The sequence below is a fragment of the Leucobacter sp. 1207-22 genome (assembly GCF_052850455.1).
Map to the genome: position 1 here is coordinate 590,981 of NZ_VXCR01000001.1, position 21,877 is coordinate 612,857.

The 21,877-nt window shown below is 60.3% G+C and carries 21 protein-coding genes and 1 riboswitch; of the genes, 8 read left to right on the forward strand and 13 right to left on the reverse strand.

The features are described 5' to 3' along the window. Window positions 1-74: 74 nt before the first annotated feature. From phnE to FW756_RS02660, 4 genes are all read right to left on the reverse strand, one after another. Complete coding sequence (gene phnE, locus FW756_RS02645; protein WP_446428624.1) at window positions 75-1,793, reverse strand: phosphonate ABC transporter, permease protein PhnE; 1,719 nt, start codon at window positions 1,791-1,793, stop codon at window positions 75-77. After that, window positions 1,790-2,620 carry a phosphonate ABC transporter ATP-binding protein gene (gene phnC, locus FW756_RS02650; RefSeq protein WP_446428625.1) on the reverse strand — a complete coding sequence of 277 codons (831 nt, stop codon included), beginning with the start codon at window positions 2,618-2,620 and terminating at the stop codon, window positions 1,790-1,792. Before phnC ends, phnE begins: the two co-directional genes overlap by 4 nt. A 94-nt stretch (window positions 2,621-2,714) precedes the next feature. Then, window positions 2,715-3,644, reverse strand: coding sequence for a phosphate/phosphite/phosphonate ABC transporter substrate-binding protein (locus FW756_RS02655; RefSeq protein ID WP_446428626.1), 930 nt, complete (start codon window positions 3,642-3,644; stop codon window positions 2,715-2,717). Window positions 3,645-3,711: 67 nt separating this feature from the next. Next, window positions 3,712-4,431 (reverse strand): HAD family hydrolase, encoded by a 720-nt coding sequence (locus FW756_RS02660; RefSeq protein ID WP_446428627.1) that lies wholly within the window; start codon window positions 4,429-4,431, stop codon window positions 3,712-3,714. Window positions 4,432-4,584: 153 nt separating this feature from the next. On the opposite strand from FW756_RS02660, the gene FW756_RS02665 reads away from it, so the two are divergent. Then, window positions 4,585-5,340 carry a GntR family transcriptional regulator gene (locus tag FW756_RS02665; protein ID WP_446428628.1) on the forward strand — a complete coding sequence of 252 codons (756 nt, stop codon included), beginning with the start codon at window positions 4,585-4,587 and terminating at the stop codon, window positions 5,338-5,340. A gap of 106 nt (window positions 5,341-5,446) precedes the next feature. Here FW756_RS02665 and FW756_RS02670 read toward each other — a convergent pair whose 3' ends face one another. Next, window positions 5,447-6,661 (reverse strand): NADP-dependent isocitrate dehydrogenase, encoded by a 1,215-nt coding sequence (locus tag FW756_RS02670; RefSeq protein ID WP_446428629.1) that lies wholly within the window; start codon window positions 6,659-6,661, stop codon window positions 5,447-5,449. Between the two features lie 200 nt (window positions 6,662-6,861). On the opposite strand from FW756_RS02670, the gene FW756_RS02675 reads away from it, so the two are divergent. The 4 genes from FW756_RS02675 to ppk2 are packed head-to-tail and all read left to right on the forward strand — an operon-like array spanning window position 6,862 to window position 9,502. Continuing rightward, window positions 6,862-7,317, forward strand: a complete 456-nt coding sequence (locus FW756_RS02675) for a GNAT family N-acetyltransferase (protein ID WP_446428630.1) — start codon at window positions 6,862-6,864, stop codon at window positions 7,315-7,317. Further along, entirely contained in the window at window positions 7,307-8,233 is a 927-nt protein-coding gene (gene rarD, locus FW756_RS02680; RefSeq protein ID WP_446428631.1) for an EamA family transporter RarD, read from the forward strand. Before FW756_RS02675 ends, rarD begins: the two co-directional genes overlap by 11 nt. Window positions 8,234-8,248: 15 nt before the next feature. Further along, on the forward strand, window positions 8,249-8,536 hold the full coding sequence (locus FW756_RS02685) for a metal-sensitive transcriptional regulator (RefSeq protein WP_446428632.1): 288 nt from the start codon (window positions 8,249-8,251) through the stop codon (window positions 8,534-8,536). 42 nt (window positions 8,537-8,578) lie between these two features. Next, window positions 8,579-9,502, forward strand: coding sequence for a polyphosphate kinase 2 (gene ppk2 / locus FW756_RS02690; RefSeq protein ID WP_446428633.1), 924 nt, complete (start codon window positions 8,579-8,581; stop codon window positions 9,500-9,502). Here the strand turns inward: ppk2 and FW756_RS02695 are convergent. The 7 genes from FW756_RS02695 to glyA form a co-directional block, all read right to left on the reverse strand. Then, window positions 9,486-10,625 (reverse strand): glycerate kinase, encoded by a 1,140-nt coding sequence (locus FW756_RS02695; protein WP_446428634.1) that lies wholly within the window; start codon window positions 10,623-10,625, stop codon window positions 9,486-9,488. The genes ppk2 and FW756_RS02695 overlap by 17 nt on opposite strands. A gap of 2 nt (window positions 10,626-10,627) precedes the next feature. Further along, window positions 10,628-11,194 carry an HdeD family acid-resistance protein gene (locus tag FW756_RS02700; RefSeq protein ID WP_446428635.1) on the reverse strand — a complete coding sequence of 189 codons (567 nt, stop codon included), beginning with the start codon at window positions 11,192-11,194 and terminating at the stop codon, window positions 10,628-10,630. An 18-nt stretch (window positions 11,195-11,212) separates the two neighbouring features. After that, the gene (gene ccsB / locus FW756_RS02705) at window positions 11,213-12,055 is read right to left on the reverse strand and encodes a c-type cytochrome biogenesis protein CcsB (protein WP_446428636.1); all 843 of its coding nucleotides are present in this window, start codon (window positions 12,053-12,055) and stop codon (window positions 11,213-11,215) included. Window positions 12,056-12,230: 175 nt separating this feature from the next. Beyond that, a complete protein-coding gene (locus FW756_RS02710; protein ID WP_446428637.1) occupies window positions 12,231-12,668 on the reverse strand; it encodes a hypothetical protein in 438 nt (145 codons plus the stop codon). Between the two features lie 56 nt (window positions 12,669-12,724). Next, window positions 12,725-13,465, reverse strand: a complete 741-nt coding sequence (locus FW756_RS02715) for a DedA family protein (protein WP_446428738.1) — start codon at window positions 13,463-13,465, stop codon at window positions 12,725-12,727. Window positions 13,466-13,704: 239 nt separating this feature from the next. Continuing rightward, the gene (locus tag FW756_RS02720) at window positions 13,705-14,586 is read right to left on the reverse strand and encodes a bifunctional methylenetetrahydrofolate dehydrogenase/methenyltetrahydrofolate cyclohydrolase (RefSeq protein ID WP_446428638.1); all 882 of its coding nucleotides are present in this window, start codon (window positions 14,584-14,586) and stop codon (window positions 13,705-13,707) included. Window positions 14,587-14,924: 338 nt separating this feature from the next. Then, window positions 14,925-16,208, reverse strand: coding sequence for a serine hydroxymethyltransferase (gene glyA, locus FW756_RS02725; protein WP_446428639.1), 1,284 nt, complete (start codon window positions 16,206-16,208; stop codon window positions 14,925-14,927). A 74-nt stretch (window positions 16,209-16,282) separates the two neighbouring features. Continuing rightward, window positions 16,283-16,367: riboswitch (ZMP/ZTP riboswitch) on the reverse strand. A gap of 91 nt (window positions 16,368-16,458) precedes the next feature. Here glyA and purU point away from each other — a divergent pair. Beyond that, the gene (gene purU / locus FW756_RS02730; protein WP_446428640.1) at window positions 16,459-17,343 is read left to right on the forward strand and encodes a formyltetrahydrofolate deformylase; all 885 of its coding nucleotides are present in this window, start codon (window positions 16,459-16,461) and stop codon (window positions 17,341-17,343) included. Between the two features lie 179 nt (window positions 17,344-17,522). On the opposite strand, the gene FW756_RS02735 is transcribed toward purU, so the two are convergent. After that, on the reverse strand, window positions 17,523-18,206 hold the full coding sequence (locus tag FW756_RS02735; RefSeq protein ID WP_446428641.1) for a TetR/AcrR family transcriptional regulator: 684 nt from the start codon (window positions 18,204-18,206) through the stop codon (window positions 17,523-17,525). A gap of 118 nt (window positions 18,207-18,324) precedes the next feature. On the opposite strand from FW756_RS02735, the gene FW756_RS02740 reads away from it, so the two are divergent. Together FW756_RS02740 and FW756_RS02745 are read left to right on the forward strand one after the other, a co-directional pair. Beyond that, the gene (locus tag FW756_RS02740) at window positions 18,325-19,947 is read left to right on the forward strand and encodes an amidohydrolase (protein ID WP_446428642.1); all 1,623 of its coding nucleotides are present in this window, start codon (window positions 18,325-18,327) and stop codon (window positions 19,945-19,947) included. Window positions 19,948-20,147: 200 nt separating this feature from the next. After that, window positions 20,148-21,542: an APC family permease gene (locus tag FW756_RS02745; RefSeq protein WP_446428739.1), complete on the forward strand. Its 1,395-nt coding sequence runs from the start codon at window positions 20,148-20,150 to the stop codon at window positions 21,540-21,542. Window positions 21,543-21,877: the final 335 nt, after the last annotated feature.

Genomic DNA, 21,877 nt, shown 5'->3' on the forward strand with positions numbered 1-21,877 from the left:
ACGAGCCCGGTACATTCGCGTGGGCGCATGCACCGGTGTGCACAGTTGCCCAATAAGTAACCAGCGAAGACGATCTACGAAATCAGGCGTCGGATCCAAGATGAGAGCGCTTCGACCGCAAAAACGATCACGAGCACGCAGAGCAGCAAGAAGAGCAGCTCATGCTGGTTGATCCGCGCCGCCGTCGACAACATGTATCCGATGCCACCGCCACCGACAATGCCAAGTACCGTGGCGGACCGAATGTTGGTGTCGAGCAGATACAGCGTGTGTCCAACGAGTGCAGGTGCGGCCTGTGGCAGCGTTGCAGCGCTGAACACTTGCAGACGAGTGGCGCCAGTCGCGCGTAGTGCTCGCTCCGGGCCTGGGTTCACCTCTTCAAGTGAATCGGCAAATAGCTTGCCAAGGAGACCCACCCCACCAATTGCGAGTGCAAGCACCGCAGCACCCGGCCCGAGTCCCGTCAGAATAATGAAGAAAAGCGCGAGCAACAGTTCGGGTAGCCCGCGAATCACCACGAGCATCAGCCTCGCCGTACTCCGTGTCACTGCGTTCGGTGCCACATTTCGTGCGGCGAACGCACTAATAATGAACGAACCGACGAGCGCAAGCAGGGTGGCTGCAAAAGCGATTTGCACAGTCTCGGCAAGGGCAAGTGCCGTTTCTTCCCACTTCGACTGCGCGAGTGCTGGCGGCCAGATACGGCCCCAAGCGATGCCCAGGTTCTTCCAGAAATACGTGAAGTCACTTTCTTGTGTGCTCGCAAGCACGATCGAAGACAACAGGATGGTGAGCGCGCCCCAGCTGAGCATGGCTGATCGCAGGCGATCCGCTATCCACGGCACCCGCCCGCGCTGTGCGGCGATGGTGTGGCTCTCAGCCAGCTTCTTCGTTGACTGAGCGGGATCAGGGAGGCTGCGCACGAGACGATGTGCAAGGCTACGTCCGGCGACCGGGGTGCCAAGCAAGAAGCGCCGAATGAGCGCAGAGGCAATCTCGAATGCCACGCACAGCACGAAGATGATGATTGCGAACGGCATTGCCTCGCGGTAGTTGAGGGTCTGCATCGCAACGCTGAGTTCCTGTCCAAGGCCTGCAACGCCAACGAAACCCAAGATGACAGACACCCGCAGATTGATGTCTGCTCGGTGCAAGACAATCGCGATGTACGCAGGCAGAATCTGCGGCCACACAGCACCCCAGAACTCTTGCGATCGCGTGGCTCCAGCTGCGCGCAAGGCGAGCCGCGGTCCGTCGTCAATTTGTTCAATGGCGTCTGCGGTGAGCTTGCTGATCATGCCGATTGAGTGAATACCGAGTGCGAGCACGCCCGCTAGCGCGCCTTGGCCTATGACCAAGGCAAAGATCATCGCCATAATCGCGTCAGGCGCAGCACGCGTTGCGACGCCGAGGAATCTGCCAAACGCTCCGCGTACGCGGCTTGGGGTTGTGTTTCTGGCTGCGATATAGGCAACCGGAATTGACAGCACCGCAGCCATCGCAGTTCCACAGAACACGATTGCGAGTGTCAGCGCAGAGAGACGCAATGTCGCGATCGGCTCTGGCCACACAAAAGGAACGGTTCGCGACAGGAATGAAGCAGCATACTCGCCACCTCGAAGCACTTGCTGCCACGAAAGCCCGACGTTGCTCAGTGACCACAGTGAGATCGCGAGGAGTCCTCCAAGAAGTGTGGTCGCAACGACAGAGTCACGTGTGGGTCGTGGGAGCTTCCCTACCACCAGTGCTTCGCCCGACGTCCGAGGAGCGATGTGTACTCGCGGGGCGCTCATGCAGCCGCACCCGCCATCACGTGCACGGCAACAGGCTTACGCGACCCCTCAGGAGCTTTCGTCTCAGCACTTGGATCAATTCGGCGGTAGATCTCCATGACTTCGCGTTCGTCGAGATCCGAGGCAGGAGCATCGAGCACGACGCGACCGTGCTGCAGACCGACAACTCGGCTTCCCCATGCAAGCGCGAGTTCAACCTGGTGCAGACTACATACGACGGTGAGATTACGCCGCGACGCCAGCTCGTGTAACAGCGTCATGATCTGCTGCGACGACTCCGGATCAAGCGATGCGACAGGCTCATCAGCGAGCAATACCTCAGGGTTCTGCATCAGTGCACGAGCGATCGCCACTCGCTGCTGCTGGCCCCCGGAGAGCGTGTCAGCTCGCTGGAATGCGCGATCCTCAAGGCCGACTTCAGCAAGCAGTTCGGCGGCGCGGATCCGCAACGCTTTCGGATATCCAAAGAGCCCGAGGCGAGGCCCGCGTAGTCCGGCCAAAGCACCAGTGAGTACGTTCTCAAGCACGGTACGAGGCCCGACGAGTTCGAACTGCTGGAATACAAAACCGATTCGGCTTCGTACCGCGCGCAGATCTTTACCTGTCGCCGAATGAACGGGTTCACCCAATACCTGAACGACGCCAGAATCGGGGCATTCCAAGCCGTTCACATGACGCAACAATGTTGATTTTCCTGAGCCTGAAAGCCCGAGCAAGACCACTCGTTCACCGGCCCGAATAGTGAGATCTACGTGGTCGAGCGCGACCGTCGCACCGTAGCGCTTGCTGACGTGCTCAAGGTGAATATCTGGATGATGAGGATGCATGGTTCAGGCTTTCAAGACGCAAAAAGTGAGGGCGAGAGGTGGGGTGCCCGGTCAGCGCGCATCGCGCGGGAGACCAGGCACCCTGTCAGGGGTATTACGGCTGGCACTGCGCAGCGCCGGTCTCCTCGCAGACCTTGCGCACGCTGTCGTAGTAGGAATCCTCGACGGGGATCAACTCGTAGAAGAATGCTTCGAATGCTTCAGGGACCTCGATGCCCTCAGCCTTGATGTCCTCAATTGTCACGCTCTGCAGGGCGTCCTGCAGCGACTTCTGCACATCAGTCGGCAGGTTCGTCGACATCACGAGCGGAGCACCAGGCACGGTGACCTCGTTGATGACCTCAAGGTCACCCTCTGCGAAGAGACCGTCTGCAATGCCGGTGGTCTCGATAACTGCGTCCTCTGCGAAGCCAGCCTCGCACTCAATCCCCTGCGCGGTCTTCTGCGCTGACGCGTCGTGACCGCCCGCAAACACCGGGGTGATGTCGGTCTCTGGGTTCAGGCCGGCAGCAAGGAGCTCAGCACTCGGGTACAAGTAGCCCGAGGTTGAACCGGGATCCACGAAGCACACCTTGCGGCCCTTCATGTCAGCAATCGTCTTGATGTCAGAACCCTTGGGCACGACTGCGAGCGATTCGTAGCCTGGCTCCGCACCTGCCTCAGTCACGGTTACGCCGATCGGTGCGAGCTTCGCGCCGCCGTTTGTCGCAGCGACGTAGGTGAAGCCTGAGAAGTTACCGATGTCAATGCGGCCGGCAATCGATGCTTCGACGAGTGCGGCGTAGTCAGTTGACTGTACGAGCTCGACCTTCTTGCCTGTCTTCGCTGCAATGTAGTCAACCAACGGCTGCCACGTGCTGTCGACCGACTGCTGATCAGGCACCATACCCATGACCAAGGTGTCCGAGTCTTGTGCAAAGCCTTCCGCGCTCTCGGCGGGAGCTGCAGAAGAGCAAGCAGCAAGCGAGCCCGCGAGGGCCAGGCCAGAGATGAGCGCAAGGCTGCGGGTAAGTACGTTTTTCACGGTGTTCCTTTTCACAAAATATTGGAAGAAATGGTTGAGAGGGATGAGAGTTAAGAAAGATCAGAAACTAGAAGTTTGAGAGTGAGCGAAGCGCGCCATCGTCTGAGAGAATCGCTCGAACCCACGCAGCATTCACACGGCTGAAGTCAGCGATTTGGTGCGTGTCTCGTTGGCCTTCAAGCCCCTCAGCTGCGCCGACTCTGACTACTTGGCAGCCTGCATCGAGCGCCGCACGTACACCAACTGGGGAATCCTCAAACACGAGGCACGACTCCGCTGACACGCCAAGCCGCTTCGCCGCTTCAACATACGGATCGGGGCTTGGCTTTGTTCGGTCGACGTCGTCAGCAGTGATCATGACTTCGAAGGACCCGAGCTGGATGTGCTCCTGCACAGCATTGACCCAGCGCTGGGTTGAACTCGTCACGAGTCCCAGGCGTACGCCAGCCTCACGCATACCGCGTACGGCATGGTCTGCGCCGTGAAGCCACCGAAGCCTGCCACAGAATGCTGCAATTGACCGCGATTCAAGCGCGTCACCGATGTCCCGCGTTGACGCGGTGATCCCATGGACCGCTTTCAGTCGCCGGCTCGCGTCCTCTACAGAAACACCTTGAAAGGTTCGAACAACCTCAGGTGAGAGCGACAGCCCGGCGTCTGCAGCGTACGCTCGTACGGCTTCAAGCCAGCTCCGTTCACTATCTACGAGCGTGCCATCGAGGTCGAATAGTACGGCGAATGATGGCAGGGCTTGGGCACCTGCCGAGAAAGAGTTCCGCTGAATCACCTGATCATTACCCCGCGACCGGGTGTCGAGCGTGCGACAGTTCGGTAAACGATTGTCAAACAGATCTCAAGGATCCGCGAATTGCCGGGACAGCTGTTCACAGCTGTCCCGGCGCCGTCAGATTCCCCCTGTTGAGCGCTCTACGCTGGCATTATGTCGTTAGAAACCGGCCGCCCCAACAAAGAGATCATGCGCGACCTACTCGCCCGCATCATCGAGGGCGAGTTCTTGCCCGGTACCACCCTCCCGTCCGAAACCAAGCTGGGTCAGCATTACGGTGCAGCACGAGGGACCGTGCGACTCGCGCTTGCAGCGTTGGAGGAGCGTGGTCTGGTCTCACCGGTGCAGGGCTCTGGCTGGGTGGTGCGTTCAAGCCGACACAACCAGTCATTTATGGAGCTTCGTTCGTTCGCACAGTGGGCACGAAGCAAGCGCATGACCCCTGGTGGCCAAGTGCACCAAGTCGAATTCTGCACGGCTTCATCTGGCGAGGCGAGAAAGCTCAAAGTGTCATCGGGTAGCCATATCTGCCGGGTCACGCGCACACGTACGCTTGACGGTCGCGTGGTGATGCTCGAGCGCACCGCATACCCCGAGTGGATCGCGCAAGAGGTCGCGAGCATTCCAGATGATGAAGCGTCAGTCGTTGACGTGCTTCAGCGCCAGTTCAATGTTGAGACTGCACATGCGGAATACTCGATTGATGCGGTCGCTGCCTCTCGCACCGACGCTGAGCTCCTGAATGTCAGGCGTTCAAGCCCGCTCCTGCGAGTTCGCCGGGTGAGTTTCACCCCGAGCGGCGTTCCGATTGAGTTTGGTGAGGACCGGTACCTCCCCGATACCGTCACGCTTCAGGTCGCGACGTCACGCGAGCACAGCGCACTGACGCGAAGTGAGTTCTCGCACTGAATCGCACCGGTGTATTCGCCATAACATACACGAAGAGGGGCCTGTTGCCGCACAAATGTGCAACAACAGGCCCCTCTTCGTAGCTTGATCACTCAAGCGAAATGACTTAGCTCAGGCGTGCCTGCAGGTTCTCGTCAATTGCTGCAAGGAAGTCCTCAGTGGTGAGGAAGCCCTGCTCAGGACCAACGAGGATCGCTAGGTCCTTGGTCATCTTGCCCGATTCGACGGTCTTGATGACGACGTCTTCAAGCGTCTTTGCGAAGTCGATGAGTGGCTGGTTCTCATCGAGCTTGCCGCGGTGCTGCAGGCCACGGGTCCAAGCGAAGATCGACGCAATCGGGTTGGTCGAGGTCGGCTTGCCCTGCTGGTGCTGACGGTAGTGACGGGTCACGGTGCCGTGTGCTGCCTCTGCCTCGACGACCTTTCCGTCAGGAGTCGAAAGTACAGAAGTCATCAGGCCAAGCGAGCCGAAACCCTGTGCGACGGTGTCCGACTGAACGTCGCCGTCGTAGTTCTTGCAAGCCCAGACGTAGCCGCCCTCCCACTTCATGGCCGAAGCGACCATGTCGTCGATGAGGCGGTGCTCGTAGGTGAGGCCTGCAGCCTCGAAGCGCTCCTTGAACTCGGTGTCGTAGATCTCCTGGAAGAGATCCTTAAAGCGGCCGTCGTACGCCTTGAGGATGGTGTTCTTCGTCGAGAGGTAGACGGGGAAGTTGCGTGAGAGGCCGTAGTTCAGCGATGCGCGAGCAAAGTCACGGATCGATGCGTCGAGGTTGTACTGCACCTGGGCAATGCCATCGCTCGGCGACTGGTAGACCTCGAACTTCTGAGGCTCACCCCCGTCCTTCGGGGTGAACTCAACGGTCAGCGTGCCTTCGCCCTCAAAACGGAAGTCGGTCGCACGGTACTGATCGCCGAATGCGTGGCGGCCGATGATGATCGGCTTGTTCCAGCCTGGCACCAGGCGAGGAATGTTCGAGATGATGATCGGCTCACGGAAGATCACGCCACCGAGAATGTTGCGGATCGTGCCGTTGGGCGACTTCCACATCTTCTTGAGGCCGAACTCTTCAACGCGCGCCTCGTCAGGGGTGATGGTCGCGCACTTCACGCCAACGCCGTGCTTCTGAATCGCGTGTGCAGCATCGATGGTGACCTGGTCGTTGGTCTCATCGCGGTGCTGGATGCCGAGGTCGTAGTACTCGAGATCAACGTCGATGTATGGGTGAATCAGACGGTCCTTGATGAACTGCCAGATGATTCGCGTCATCTCGTCGCCGTCGAGTTCGACGACCTTACCTGCAACCTTGATCTTTTCCAACGATGCTCCAGCCTGTTGATTGTGCAATAGAACGGGGCTTGTGGCCCATATCCCCGAGTCTATCGGAGTCAGAGAGGTATCTCGACATCGAGAGAAATTTCACGGCCACCAACCGCAGAATTCACGGACGTTTGAAGACCGTTACCGAAATGGACATTCGTCTACTACCCCGAACACACATACAGCGATACTCTGTGACTATGAGCAACCTCACCATCGAAGAGCTCTCTGCAGCCACCATTGTCGCCGTTAACCGGCTGGGCCTGAAGCCTGGCCAGGAGCAGTTCATTACGCCTGTGTCCTACGCAGCGGCTGCCGCTGTCACTCCCCCTGACAGCGCGTGGCAGCGCGTGATCCTCAATGAGGAAGGTCACGTTGTCGCGTTCATTCACGGCAATTTCGACCCCAATGCCGCGAACGAAGAGTTCCGTGCAGCACTGTGGCGAATCAATGTCGACGCTGACGCACAGGGCACTGGTGTCGGCACCTTCGCAGTGCAGGCACTCATCGAAGAGGCTCGTCGCCGCAATGTCGGCCGCCTCACCGTGCTCTGGGAGCGCGGCGAAGATGGCCCTGAAGAGTTCTTCTTGCACATGGGTTTCAAGCCCACAGGCGAGACCCCATACGGCGAGGTCATCGGAGCAATTGAGCTCTAACATCGAGGCGAAGCGGGGTATTATCGCCTCGGTCGCCTCGTCAGTCTGCTTTGGTGGCGTCTATTTCGCGACCCCAATGCTTGCCCCAGCATCTGCTGAATCAATCTGGGGAATTCGTAACCTCGTCACGATTCCGATCATCGCGCTTGGCCTGCTCATCATTGGCCAGCGCACCCGTATCGCTGAGATCTGGCAGCGCATCCTCAAAAAGCCACTGCTGATTCTCGGCATCGTGCTGTGCGGAATGCTTGTCGCGACGCAGCTCTGGATCTTTACCTGGGCTCCTCTGCATGGCCGTGGCCTGCAGGTCGCACTCGGCTACTTCCTGCTGCCACTCGTGCTTGTTCTCGTCGGCAAGTTCCTCTACAAAGACAAACTTGTGTGGTGGCAGTGGCTCGCCGCGGGCATTGCCGCAGTTGGCGTCACCTTTGAGATTGTGCGTGTTGGTTCAATCTCCTGGGAGACGCTGCTCGTCTGCCTGGGCTACCCGTGCTACTTCGTGTTGCGGCGCGCGCTTGGGTTGGACGATCTCGGCGGCATGTTCTGGGAGTTCGTCGCGATGTCTCCATTCGCCCTTACCTTCGTGGTGATGGCTGTACGAGACGGCAGCGCACTCGAGGCGAACCCCGTGCTCTGGTGGGCCGCACCACTCTTCTCGGTCTGGACCGGCGTCGCACTGATGTGTTACATCCTTGCGTCTCGTTTGCTCACCATCAGTCTCTTTGGCTTGTTGAGTTACCTCGAACCCGCACTGCTCGTTGTGGCCTCGGTATTGATCGGTGAGCGGATCCCCGCGGCTGAGTTCCCGTTGTACATCGCGATCTGGATTGCCGTCTTTGTGCTCATCGGAGGCGGCCTATCGATCGCTGTTCGCCACAGACGCAACGGTGGATCCGCGCCAACGCCCATGCTCTGACGTTACTATTCAGACATGGAAGAACATCACGGCTATTCGGATCACAAGAGTGATCTTCTCAAGCGTCTTCGTCGCGCCGAGGGCCAGGTGCGCGGTGTACACCGCATGATCGAAGAGGACACCTACTGCATCGACGTCCTCACACAGGTTTCTGCAGCGACGAAAGCACTTGAGAAAGTCGCCCTTGCTTTGCTCGAAGACCACCTCAGCCACTGCGTTGCAACAGCAGCTAAAGAAGGTGGCGACGTTGCGGCCGAAAAGCTGCGCGAAGCCTCACAAGCTATCGCACGTTTCGTGGGCTAAATGGGATAATAAGAGCCCGTCCAGAGTGGAAAAGGACCACGAATGAACACGGACTCGAAGAACACCCAGATCGACCTCACACCCGAGATTGACGAGCTTGCTGAACTGCTTGCCGTCGACACTTCGGATGACGATGGGCCTGACGCTCCCTGGCGACAGGGGTACCCCTACAGCGAGAAGATCACGCGCAAGGCTTATGAAAAAGAGAAGCGCAAGCTGCAGATCGAGCTGTTGAAGCTCCAGGCTTGGGTCAAAGAGTCCGGCGAGAAGATCGTCATCATTTTTGAGGGACGAGATGCTGCTGGCAAGGGTGGTGCGATCAAGCGCTTCACCGAGCACCTCAACCCTCGCGGCGCCCGCGTCGTCGCACTTGAGGTCCCAACGGAGCGGGAACGCACGTCGTGGTACTTCCAGCGTTACGTTTCACACCTTCCTGCAGCTGGCGAGATCGTCATGTACGACCGCTCGTGGTACAACCGAGCCGGTGTCGAGCGCGTCATGGGCTACTGCACCCCACAGCAGTACCTCGAGTTCACACGCTCCGCGCCAGACTTTGAGCGGTTGCTCTCGCAGTCTGGTATTCACCTCATTAAGTTCTGGTTCTCCGTCGGCAAGGCCGAACAGCGCGCCCGCTTCCAGTCACGTTCACAGGACCGGGTGAAGCAGTGGAAGCTCTCGCCAACGGATCTCGCGAGCCTTGATAAGTGGGACGACTACACCGCGGCCAAAGACGCGATGTTCTTCTACACCGATACTCCGCACGCACCTTGGACTGTCGTGAAGTCCAACGACAAGAAGCGTGCACGCCTTGAGGCAATGCGCTGGGTACTCGCGCAGTTCGATTACCCCGAAAAGGACTTCGAGGTTGTCGGCACTCCCGATGCCAAAATCATCGGCTCGCCCGCAGACGTCTATGACGACGGTGAGACCCCGACCGGCACGATGCCGGTCATTTCACGCGGGTAGTCGCGGCGAGGCTTCGGCCCGCACGAACGAGGAGCGTTTCGGCATCGCGCATCGGATCCTCACCCGATGCGCGATCCGCGATGTCTGTGAGCGAAACTGCCTGCGCCAGAGGCAAGGTGTCTGCGCGTGGATCGATCCGCCCAGCGACGAGCGAGACAGGGACGTGAGCGCGCGATGCAAGCTCCATGATGAGCGCAGGTGCCTTTCCCTCAGCGCTCTGCGCGTCGAAGGCGCCTTCGCCCGTGATGACCACGTCGACGTCAGTCATGGTCTCGGCGAGGCCAACGAGCATCGCAACAGCTGACGCACCCTGGACAATCTCTGCTCCAAGCCATGCGAGAGCGCACGTAGCGCCCCCTGCAGCGCCGAAACCAGGCGTCATGGGGTCAAGCTCAAACACCTGTGCAATGTGGGCGAGGCGGGCTTCTGCGCCAGGCAACAGCTCCGCAGTAATTCCCTTCTGAGGCCCAAACTGTGCTGCAGCGCCACGCGGTCCGAGTAGCGGGGCCGCAACGTCACTCCACACCGTGAGGGAGTGGTTGGGAATCTCAGCCATTCTCCGTGTGTCAATGACGTGAACGTCACCGAGGCCGCGGTTCCCGAGCGGAACCTTAACTCCCCTCGCATCGAGGAGTCTTGCGCCAAGACCCACGAGGATCCCGGCCCCTGCATCGGTCGAGCAACTCCCTCCGAGCGCGACGTGCACGTGTTTGGCACCAGCTGCAAGCGCGGCGCGGATCGCCTCTCCCACACCACGGGTATGCGCTTCGAGCGGGTGCAGCATGAGTTCGCCTGATTCGCTATGGGGCAGTCGCAACATGCCGCTGGTTTCGGCGAGCTCGACAACGGCGTCTCCGTCTGGCAGATGGAGCCAGTGTGCGAAGACCGGTTCACCAATCGGCCCTGGCACGGTCACCGGCACCAACACTGAGTCTGGGATCGCAGACTTCAGCGCGGCGAGGGTGCCCTCTCCCCCGTCAGCCATCGGACGCAGCACGAGCTCGTCACTCGGCCGCACCGAGTGCCACCCACGAGCAATAGCCGCGGCCACACGATCCGCGCCCAGCGACCCTTTGAACGAGTCTGGAGCGATCAGCACCCGCGCCCCTGCTCGGCCGGGCATGGCTAGCCCTCAGTGGTGAGCGTGAACTTTCGGAGCGCGAACCCTGACCAAATCAAGATTCCGCCGAGCACGAGCGTGAAGAAGCCAATCAACACGGCAAGGAAGCTCGTCGCCGTCTGCGGCCAGATCCACGCTGCAAGTCCCGCAAGAATGATGAGAATCGGCGGAATCCACAGCGCGACACGTTCGCGCATCGATGATCCCCACACGATCGCCAGCCACAGCACGCCGAGCATCGTGAAGGCGACACCCATGAACGACACCAGCAGTGCGACAGCAGTCTCAGCAAACACGATCATGACCACACCAGCGATCATCAACAAGACGCCAACAGCGTTCGTCGCGCCAGAAGACCTGGTGCCTCGGCGCAGCACCATCGCAAGGCCATTCGCGATGAGGGCAGCACCGAGCAAGATTGACAGTAGCCACTTGGCAGTCACCCACGGCCAAGTCATGAGACCAATGCCGGCAACCGCCGCGATGCCACCAACGATGAGCAGACCCCACCAGGGCCCACGGCTCTTCGCACTTGCAGACTCACCAGAGCCAGGAACGAGTTCCCATGTCATCGCGCGGGTCCTTTCGGATTACAGACCCGAATAAGCGTGCAGGCCCTTGAAGAATACGTTCACGATTGTGAAGTTAAAGATGACGGCAGCATACGCGATGATGTTCAGCCAAGCCGAACGGGTACCGCGCCAACCGCGCGTCGCACGTGCGTGAATGAAGCCAGCGTAAAGCACCCAGATCACGAAGGTCCAGACTTCCTTCACGTCCCAGCCCCAGTAACGGCTCCATGCAGCCTCTGCCCAGATCGAACCAGCGATCAAGGTGAAGGTCCAGAAGGCGAAGCCAATGATTGCGAGACGGTACGCAACATCCTCGAGGCGCACTGCGGTTGGGAAGCTCGCGAGGAACTTCATGTTGGGCTCAACGTCATTCTTGATCTGGTTCTCACGACGGGTCTGCAGCAGCTGCATGATGGCAAGGCCAAAGGCAAGCGTAAAGAAACCGACCGAAAGTACCGCAACCAAAATGTGGATCACGAGCCAGTACGAATCGAGTGCCGGCGGAAGCGGCACAATCGCGACGTAGTAGTTGACCTTCGAAATACCGAGGAACAGCACTGCCATGCCGGTGATCAGCACACCGAGGAATCGCAGATCAACAAAGAACTGAACGACGAGATAGATCGCCACGATTGCGAGGGTCGCCGTGAGCGCAAACTCGTACATGTTTGCCCAGGGCACACGACCCGCGCCGATACCGCGAAGTACGGTCGCAGCAGCGTGCAAGACGAAACCCAGCACCGTGAGCGAGAAGCCAATACGAACCGATCGTGAACGCTTGGTGCCAATGACGGCAGCGTCACCGCTTCGGTTTGCCAGGTCAACGACGTAGAAGACGAACGCAATTGCGTACACCATCATCGATGAATACAAGGCGAGGGTCGAATAAGTCTCAAGATCGCTCAGCACATTGGTTCACATTACCCTGCGATGCTCAGTGCTTTCCTGAAAGTTTGCGGCAACACCGACTTGCGCTTCTGCCAAATTTCGGAACTATGGCCAGGTGCCCTGCTGTGACACCTGAACCATGGCGGCGTTACTTCGCAGTTACGTGGATCGTAAACTCGTACGCCATGTCGTTTGCTGCAATGAGTCGCACCTCTGTCGTCCCGACATTGAGTGCAGTGAACCCAGGGTTGAACGAGGCAGAGTCTGTCTCACTGTCGGGTGAGAACTCCACGACAGAGTCATCGCTGAGCTCGGCCAGGTAGCCACCGAGGTCGTCTTCAGGAATCTTCGCAACCAAGGTTTGCCCAACGATGAGATTTACATCGGCGCCCTCGAGATCTCGAACAGCGATGATCTCTGGAGCCACCACCGGGTTGGTAATTTCTCCCCCAGCGTCAGTATTTCCATCACTTTGTGCGCAACCCACGAGCGCAAACGACATCGCAAGGCCAACGCCTACCATCGCCGCGGTCGCGCGGCGACCGATCGAAGTGCGCGGGGTGCGGATCTTGCTGCTATCAATCATGGCTTGATCGTACGCAGCGAACTTCAGATTGACCAGAACTCTTGCTGAAAAGTTACCTACTGCGCTGAGTCAGAAGTCTGGGCAGTCTCTGCCGCGGGCAGCACCTCAGCCTGGGAATCCGCTGCCCGACGATTGCGACGCCAGTGCATGAACGCTTTGATGGCCTCAATCAAGATGGGAATGCCGGGGATGAGCACGAGCACAATAATGAAGACCTCGCTGTACTCACGTACAAACGGGATCTGACCCAGGAAGTATCCGAGCAGCGTCACACCAACGCCCCACAGCAAGGCACCGATCGCATTATAACCGACGAAGTGCTTGTAGCTCATCTTGCCGACACCCGCGGCAGCGGGCACAAACGCGCGGAATACCGGGAGGAAGCGCGCAATAATGATCGACTTCGCTCCGTGCTTCTCAAAGAAGGCGTGGGTGCGCTCGACATTTTCTGGGTTGAAGAAGCGGCTCTTCTCTTTCTTAAAGATCGTCGGACCGAGCTTCCGACCAATCATGAAGCCCATCTGGTCTCCAGCAAAAGCGAAGATAAAGAGCGCAATGCAGGTCACCCAGATAGGCACATTGATGATCCCGGTTGCGCTGAAAAGCCCAACCGTAAAGAGCAGCGAATCGCCTGGCAAGAATGCCAGGACCAGCACGCCAGTTTCAAGGAACACAAAGGCACACGCAAGAATCAACGCTGCCCAGCCACCGGCCTCGAGCAAGGTCTCAGGGTCGAGCCAGCTAATACCGAGGAGGGCAGGAAACTGCTGCAACGCGCTCAATGCTTCAGTGATCATCACGAGTTGAGAGTACCAGCGTCGCCTGTCTGCAAGCTGCGGTTGAGGAAATTTTACGGGCAACCCGGTACCGATTCCGAGATGAAACGACTGAGTCCCCGTGGCGCGCGGTGCGTCACGGGGACTCAGTTCAGGGGGTGTGCGGATCCGCGCCCCTCAGTCAATACGGCTGTCGATTCACGCCTCATGCACGAGCGCTCGGCTCGCTCAACGGGGATAAACTGCCAGCTTGCCTGGAATTAGGCGTGTGCGCGCTCGGCCATCTCGACAACGTTCTTGAGCAACAGCGCACGAGTCATGGGGCCGACCCCACCGGGGTTCGGTGACATCCACGCTGCGACCTCGGTGACCGCAGGATCCACGTCACCAACGACACGGCTCTTGCCAGTTTCAGGGTCGGTTTTACGTGAAACTCCAACGTCGAGCACGATCGCACCGGGCTTCACATCTTCAGGCTTCACAATCCCTTCGACGCCAGCAGCCGCCACGATCACATCTGCGCGACGAAGCTCAGCTGACAGGTCAGCCGTGCCAGTGTGCGTGAGGGTCACGGTTGCGTTGTACTCGCGGCGCGTGAGCAGCGGTCCGATCGGACGACCGACGGTGACGCCACGACCAACAACGACGACGTTCTTGCCTGCCCAAGACTGCCCATTGCGCTCAACGAGTTCAATCACGCCACGGGGGGTGCAAGGCAGCGGCGAGGTGATCTCGGTGTTCGCATTCAGGACAAGCTTGCCGAGGTTCGTCGGGTGCAGACCGTCAGCGTCCTTCGCCGGGTCAATCTTTTCGAGGATCCGGTCGGTATCAATGTGCTTCGGCAGCGGAAGCTGCACAATGTAGCCAGTGCAGTCAGGATTTGCGTTGAGCTCGTCGAGAACAGCTTCAAGCTCTTCCTGCGTCACGGTCTCTGGCAGCTCGCGCTTGATCGACGAGATGCCGACCTCAGCGCAGTCGCGGTGCTTGCCTGCGACGTACCACTGTGATCCGGGGTCTGCGCCAACGAGGACAGTCGCGAGACCGGGGACGATGCCGCGCGCTGCAAGCTTCGCGACGCGTTCGGTGAGTTCTGCCTTGATGGCGGCCGCTGCTGCGGTGCCGTCCAGCTTCTGTGCGGTCATGGTGTGTTCTCCAAAAGTCTGTGATGCGCGGGGTGCGTGCGCTGGTGCTGATGCGACGCTTCCGCGCCCAGCACGTCCCCACGTCTTGAGTTTTGACCTTCGTCTGCATGAATTCGGCCAAAACCTTCTGGTTTATGGCTGTTTTCTAGATGAGGGGCAAAAGCGCACGAGCCGCAGGCCGACCCCGGCGGGGTGCGGCACTGCGACTCGTCACTTCACCCTGCTCTGCTCAATCAGCAAAGCTTGACGAAAGTGGAATCGGTGCGCCAGCCAAGCTGACGCACCGAGCAGTCCTTCACAAAGGATTGCTTGCCAGGTCTCGAATTACCAGGTTCGAATTACCAGGTCTCGAGGCCGGGGTACAGCGGGAATGCCTCAGCGAGTGCGGTGACGCGAGCCTTGAGCGCCTCGATGTCGCCGGTCTGCTGCAGAGTCAGCGCGATAATGTCCGATACCTCTGCGAACTCTGCGTCGCCGAAGCCACGGGTTGCGAGCGCGGGGGTACCGATACGCAGACCAGAGGTGACCATCGGCGGGCGGGGGTCGAAGGGAACCGAGTTACGGTTCACGGTGATGCCGACGTTGTGAAGCGCATCCTCTGCCTGCTGGCCGTCCAGCGGCGAGTTGCGGAGGTCTGCGAGCACGAGGTGCACGTCAGTGCCGCCGGTGAGCACGTCAACGCCTGCAGCCTTCGAAGCCTCGGTAGTGAGCGCCTCTGCAAGGATCTTCGCACCCGAGAGCGTACGAACCTGGCGGTCCTTGAACTCATCGGTCGCTGCGAGCTTGAACGCGGTCGCCTTTGCAGCGATCACGTGCATGAGCGGGCCGCCCTGGTGGCCGGGGAACACGTTCGAGTTGATCTTCTTGAAGAGATCGAGATCGTTCGTGAGGATGAAGCCCGAGCGGGGGCCACCGATGGTCTTGTGCACGGTCGACGAAACGACGTGTGCGTGAGGTACCGGGTTGGGGTACAGACCAGCAGCAACGAGACCAGCGAAGTGCGCCATGTCAACCCAGAGGGTCGCGCCAACCTCGTCAGCGATCGCGCGGAACGCAGCGAAGTCGAGCGTGCGGGGGTATGCCGACCAGCCAGCAATGATGACCTTGGGCTTGTGCTCAAGTGCCTTTGCACGGACAACGTCCATGTCGATGAGCATGGTCTCGGGGTCAACGCCGTAGTGAACAACGTTGTACAACTTGCCCGAGAAGTTGAGCTTCATGCCGTGAGTCAGGTGACCACCGTGCGAAAGCTCAAGACCGAGGATCGTGTCGCCAGGCTCAGCGATTGCCGAGAGCACAGCAGCGTTTGCCGAAGCGCCCGAGTGTGGCTGAACGTTTGCGTACTGTGCACCGAAGAGCGACTTTGCGCGCTCGCGTGCGAGCTCTTCAGCAACGTCAACGTACTCGCAGCCACCGTAGTAGCGGCGACCGGGGTAGCCCTCTGCGTACTTGTTGGTGAGAACCGAGCCCTGCGACTCGAGAACAGCGCGGGGAACGAAGTTCTCACTCGCGATCATCTCGAGGGTCGAACGCTGACGACCGAGCTCCTGCTCGAGTACCTGTGCGATCTCAGGGTCAACAACCGCGAGCGGCTCGTTGAAGAATTCTGACTGGGTTGACATGTGCTCTCCAATATCAATCGAAATGGAATTCGACGCCTCAGCGTCGTTTCACGAGGCACGGGAGAACCCGTATCTCGTGCAGCCCAGGCGAGCGGCCTTTTGAGGTAAATGTGTCGCTTCCCGATGGTTAATCCACCTACGCCAGTCACGACGTGTTGAGTCTACCAAGTGCGGAGCTGATCCGCCCACCTTGTTACACAGCCAACCCGCGCAAGTGCGGTCGCGCGCGTGATCTACTACCCTGAGGCATGTGAATACCATTGCTACGACTCCTGAAGACACCCAGTGGGTGCTGACACTTTCCTGCATCGACGGCCCCGGCATCGTGCATTCGATTTCTGGAGCGATCGTGGCAGCCGGAGGAAACATCCTCGAAAGCCAGCAGTTCGCAAGCACTGACACCGGTCGTTTCTTCATGCGTCTGCAGGTTGAGGCCGTTGCCCAGCCAGAGACCTTTGACTCGCGCTTCGAGAACGCTCTCGCGCCCGTCACCGAGCGCTACCACATGAACTGGCGCCTCGATCGCGCCGGACGTCCGGTGCGCACCCTCATCCTCGCGTCGACCGCAACGCACTGCGTGAACGACCTCCTGTACCGCAAGCGCGCAGGTCAGCTCGCGATTGATGTTCCGCTTGTCCTCTCAAACCACGAGACCGTGCGCGACATCGCCGAGTTCAACAGCGTTCCGTTCGAGTACAAGTCAGTCAAGAGCCCCGAAGAGAAGGCGGCCTTTGAGGCACGTGTGCTCGAGGTTGTCGAGCAGGAGAACATCGAGCTCGTCGTGCTCGCGCGCTACATGCAGATCCTCTCCCCCGAGCTCTGCGCAGCACTCGAGGGTCGTGCGATCAACATCCACCATTCGTTCCTTCCTGGTTTCAAGGGCGCAAACCCTTACAAGCAGGCGCACTCGCGTGGCGTAAAGCTCATCGGCGCGACGGCGCACTTTGTGACGACCGACCTCGACGAGGGTCCGATCATTGAGCAGGACGTTTTGCGCGCGAACCACTCGTTCAACCCGCAGGAGCTCATGCAGCAGGGCCAGGACGTCGAGTCTCGCGTGCTGCGTCGTGCCGTGAACTGGTACGCAGAGAACCGCATCCTGCTCGACGGCGATCGCACGATCATCTTCGAGTAATTCGACACGGCAGTACGCGCACGGGCGCGGGGGTGCGGATCGCGCCTCCGCGCCCGTGCGCGTTTGTGTTGTGGGCGCGCTCAGCCGCGGACTGCCCCAGCTGCACACGCACTCCGCTGCGGGCGCTCAGCCACGGGCGCGCTCCATGGCTTCGCGAACCAGCGAACGCACGAACCCGCCTACAACCGGTCGAACTCGACCCGCAGCCCAGCAAGCAGCATGTCGCGCCCAACGCGGTACGCATCATCCGCGGGAGACACGCCCGGCATGTCATCCAGCATCACATCGCGCGCTGAATACGCTGCGCTAAATTTCGGAACGTCTTCGCGCTCACCAGGATCCATCATGTCCGGTGCTGCGAGCGCATCGAGTGTCGCTCCGATCAGGAAGTTCTCGAACGCAACAATAATTGACAGCACGCGTTCGCGTGGCCACCCCACATCAACAAGCGCCCCAACTACAACCTCGTACATGTGACTTGTCTGGGCGTCGGGTGCAATCGGCCTGGTTGCGAACAGTGTGACCGTCGGCGGGTGCGCAACGAAGGCTCCGCGGTACGAATCCGCCCAGGTCACCAGGGCTTCTTCCCATGGCTGTTCGGCAAAGCACGAGACATCGATCCGCGCAACAACCAGCTCGCGTACGCCGTCGAAGATGTCATCCCGACCGCGCACGTGGTTATAGAGCGCTGAGGGTCGCACGCCAAGCTCTTCAGCGATATCTCGCATGCTTGCGCCGTTTTCGCCCTTGGTATCAAGCAAGTGCAGCGCCGTTTCGCAAATAAGTTCGCGCGACAACACCGGTGTTTTGGGGCGCCCTACGCGTCGCGATGTAGACCTTGCAGCCGCCATGTGCATCCCCATTTCGTCATCGAACAATTCTTAGGCTAGTATCCCTAAACGAACATCGTTCATTTAATCAGACGTGGCGACGCCAACCCGGCAGGCCAACCCAACCGCGATTCGAGCAAAGGAGCTCACCATGTCCTCACCCACAACCGTGTTCCACGGTGGCACAGTGATCATCTCGGCAGAGAACGAAACCACGACCTCTGCAATCGCATTCTCGAACGGAACCGTTGTCGCACACGGTGACGACGCTGTTGCACTGATCGATCAGCCTGGCACTGAGACCATCGACCTCGCGGGTGGCACCCTCGTCCCCGCGCTTGGTGACGGTCACGCTCACCCGCTGCTCGGCGGCCTCGAAGAGCTCGGTCCCGAGATCCGCAACCACGACAGCGTTGACGGCATTCTTGCCTCCGTTGCCGAGTGGAAGGCGGCTCACCCCGAGGCTGAGTGGATCGTTGGCGGCAGCTACGACGCGACCCTCGAGCCCGGCGGACTCTTCGACGCAAAGCGCCTCGATGAGGTCACCGGTGACACCCCCACCATTCTTCGCTCGTTTGATTACCACACGGCGTGGGTCAACAGCGCAGCGCTTCGCGCGGGTGGCATCACGTCTGAGTCGGCCGATCCGCACCTCGGTCGCATCGTGCGCCGCGAGGACGGAACCCCGCTCGGCACCCTGCAGGAGGCCGCAGCAAACAACTTCCTCGCCGACGTCGCGCCGGCGTTCACAACCGAGCAGAAGCTTGGCGCAATTGAGTCAGCCACCCGTGGCTATGCCGAGCAAGGCATGACCTGGATCCAGGATGCCTGGGTCGAAGCAAGCGCCGCTGGCTGCCCTGACCTTGAGATCTACCTCGCTGCGGTTCGCGCTGGCCGCCTGCACACCCGCGTGAACATCGCGTTCCGCGCTGAGCCAAGCAACTGGCGCGAGCAGCTCGACATCGTCATCGCGCTTCGTGAGCGCGTGCAGAACGAGGGCGCGGATCGCCTCTCGGCAAACACCATCAAGTTCTTCATGGATGGCGTCATCGAGAGCCACACCGCAGCACTCACCGAGCCCTACGCGGATCGTCCCGAAGACCGCGGCCTTCCCAACTGGACCTACGCAGAGCTTGAGGCGGCAACCCTCGCGTTCGACGCTGCGGAGTTCCAGCTGCACATTCACGCAATCGGCGACGAGTCGAACCGCCTCGCACTCACCGCACTTGAAAACGTGAACGCGACCAACCCCGAGCGTGAGCGCGCACACGTTATCGCGCACGTGTCACTGCTCAACCCCGCAGACACCCCTCGCTTCGCAGCGGCTGGCGTCGTCGCAAACTTCGAGCCGTACTGGGCGCAGTGCGACGCGATCATGCGCGACCTCACGATCCCACACATCGGCCACGACCGCGCGGGCTGGCAGTACAGCATCGGATCGCTGCAGCGCAGCGGTGCAACTGTCACCTTCGGCAGCGACTGGCCGGTCACCACGGTCGACTGGCGTCCCGCATTCGCGACCGCGGTCACTCGCAAGGCCGATTTGCAGGGCGACTCGTGGCTCCCAGAGGAGCGCGTCTCCGCTGCCGAAGCACTCGCTGCCTACACCTCGGGCATCGCACGCCAGGCACTCACCGCTGACCGCGGCACGCTCGCCATCGGCCAGACCGCTGATGCGGCTTGGCTGAGCGCGGATCCGCTGAGCGTCGAACCCGAGACCATCCCCGAGATCAGCGTGCAGGGCACCTGGCTCGCGGGCGACCGCACCTTCTAACCTCCGCTTCACTCGGCAAGCGCGGCTGGTTCAGCACTTATGACTGAACCAGCCGGCTTGGCCGAGCCGATTTACCCGGAGCAAGCGCGCAATGCCCGCTCGTTTGCACCTCCACCCGCTGGCGGGTTTCACCTACCCAGCACCCCGTTCATAGGAGAACTGCCTTGTCAAACCGCGCACAGACCACAGAGGGGCCGCAGATGCGGCGCTCACTTGGCGTCGTTGGCCTCACGCTCTTCGGAGTGACCTACATGACGGTCGTCACCGTCTTCACGACCTATGGCATCGTGAACAAGCTCACCGATGGGCACCTGCCCGCGTCGTACGTCATCGCCGTCATCACCATGCTCTTCACTGCAGCAAGCTACGGCGCGATGGTGAAGCGCTACCCGGTCGCTGGCTCGGCCTACACCTACACGCAGCAGTCCTTTGGCGGCGCAGCTGGCTTCTTGACGGGCTGGCTCATGCTGCTCGACTACCTGTTCCTCCCGATGATCAACTTCATGCTCATCGGTATCTACATGAACACGCAGTTCCCCGCGGTTCCGATCTGGGCGTTCACACTCGCGGCGCTCCTGCTCGTTCTCGCGTTCAACATCATCGGCATCAACCTGGTGAACAAGGTCAACTTCATCATCGTTGCCCTCTCGTCGGTGCTCGTCGTGATCTTCGTCGTACTCTCCTTCAAGCACGCACTCGGCGGCGACATGAGCGTTGGCCTGCTTGAGCCGTTCACCTTCGGCGATGGCGGCCTCGGCCCCGTGGCAGCTGGCGCAGCAATTCTCGCGCTCTCGTTCCTTGGCTTCGACGCGGTTTCGACGCTTTCTGAAGAAGCAAAGAACCCCCGCCGCGACATCCCCCGCGCAATCATCTTCTCGACGCTGCTCGGCGGTCTCTTCTTCATCCTCGTCGCGTGGGCCGGCTCCGTCGCGTTCCAGCCTGACTGGAATGCAATGTCGGCTGGCGAACTCGATGCCGCTGGTGTCACGGTGATGGAATCGATCGGCGGATCCGCGCTCACCGCGTTCTTCGTGGCAATCTACGTCATCGGCTGCTTCGGCTCAGGCATGACTAGCCAGGTTTCCGTCTCACGAATCCTCTACGCGATGGGCCGTGACGGCATGCTTCCGAAGCCGCTCGCGAAGCTGCACAACCGTTTCGGCACCCCGATTGTTGCTGCGTGCGTTGTCTCGATCTTTGCGCTTGCCTCGCTCTTCCTGTCGCTCGACACCGTAGCGTTCATGATCTCCTTCGGTGCACTCGCAGCATTCTCGATGGTGAACCTGTCGGTGATCCGCACGTACATCTTCCCCAAGGGCGGACGTCGCGAGCCGCTCACCGCTGGCCTCGTCATCACGAAGCTTGTCGTGCCGATCATCGGCTTCGCGCTCACTATCTGGCTCTGGACCTCGCTGCAGCCCCTCACCTGGCTCGTTGGTGGCGTCTGGTTCATCATCGGCATCGTCATCATCGCGTTCGTCACGAAGGGCTTCAAGAAGCCCGTCCCGATGATGGACTTCTCAGAGGGTGACCCCACGACCGAGCAGATCGACGCCCTCGGCGACGAATACCCCCTCGAGGGCAACCGCCGCTAACACCGGCATTTCGTTCGCGACATTGACTGCTGGTCAGTGCCGCTGACTCTCTCCGCTGAACTACGGGCGGGGTGTGGATCTCGATCCGCGCCCCGCCCGGTTCTGTTTCTGGGCGCTCCCGCCCCAGCCACAGCCCAGGCAGGTTCAGCTCCTGGGTGCTCCGGCTTCACCGCCCCCTTGCCCGCGAGAACCTGCCCAACCCAGCGAAACCAGGCCTTTCTGACACAGCAGCCCCTTTCATGCGCAAATACGGGCCATCGTTGTCAGCAAGCACCAATCTCGCGGGGTTGGAGACAGCAGCATGCCATCCAGCGACGCGCGACCCACCGAAAACG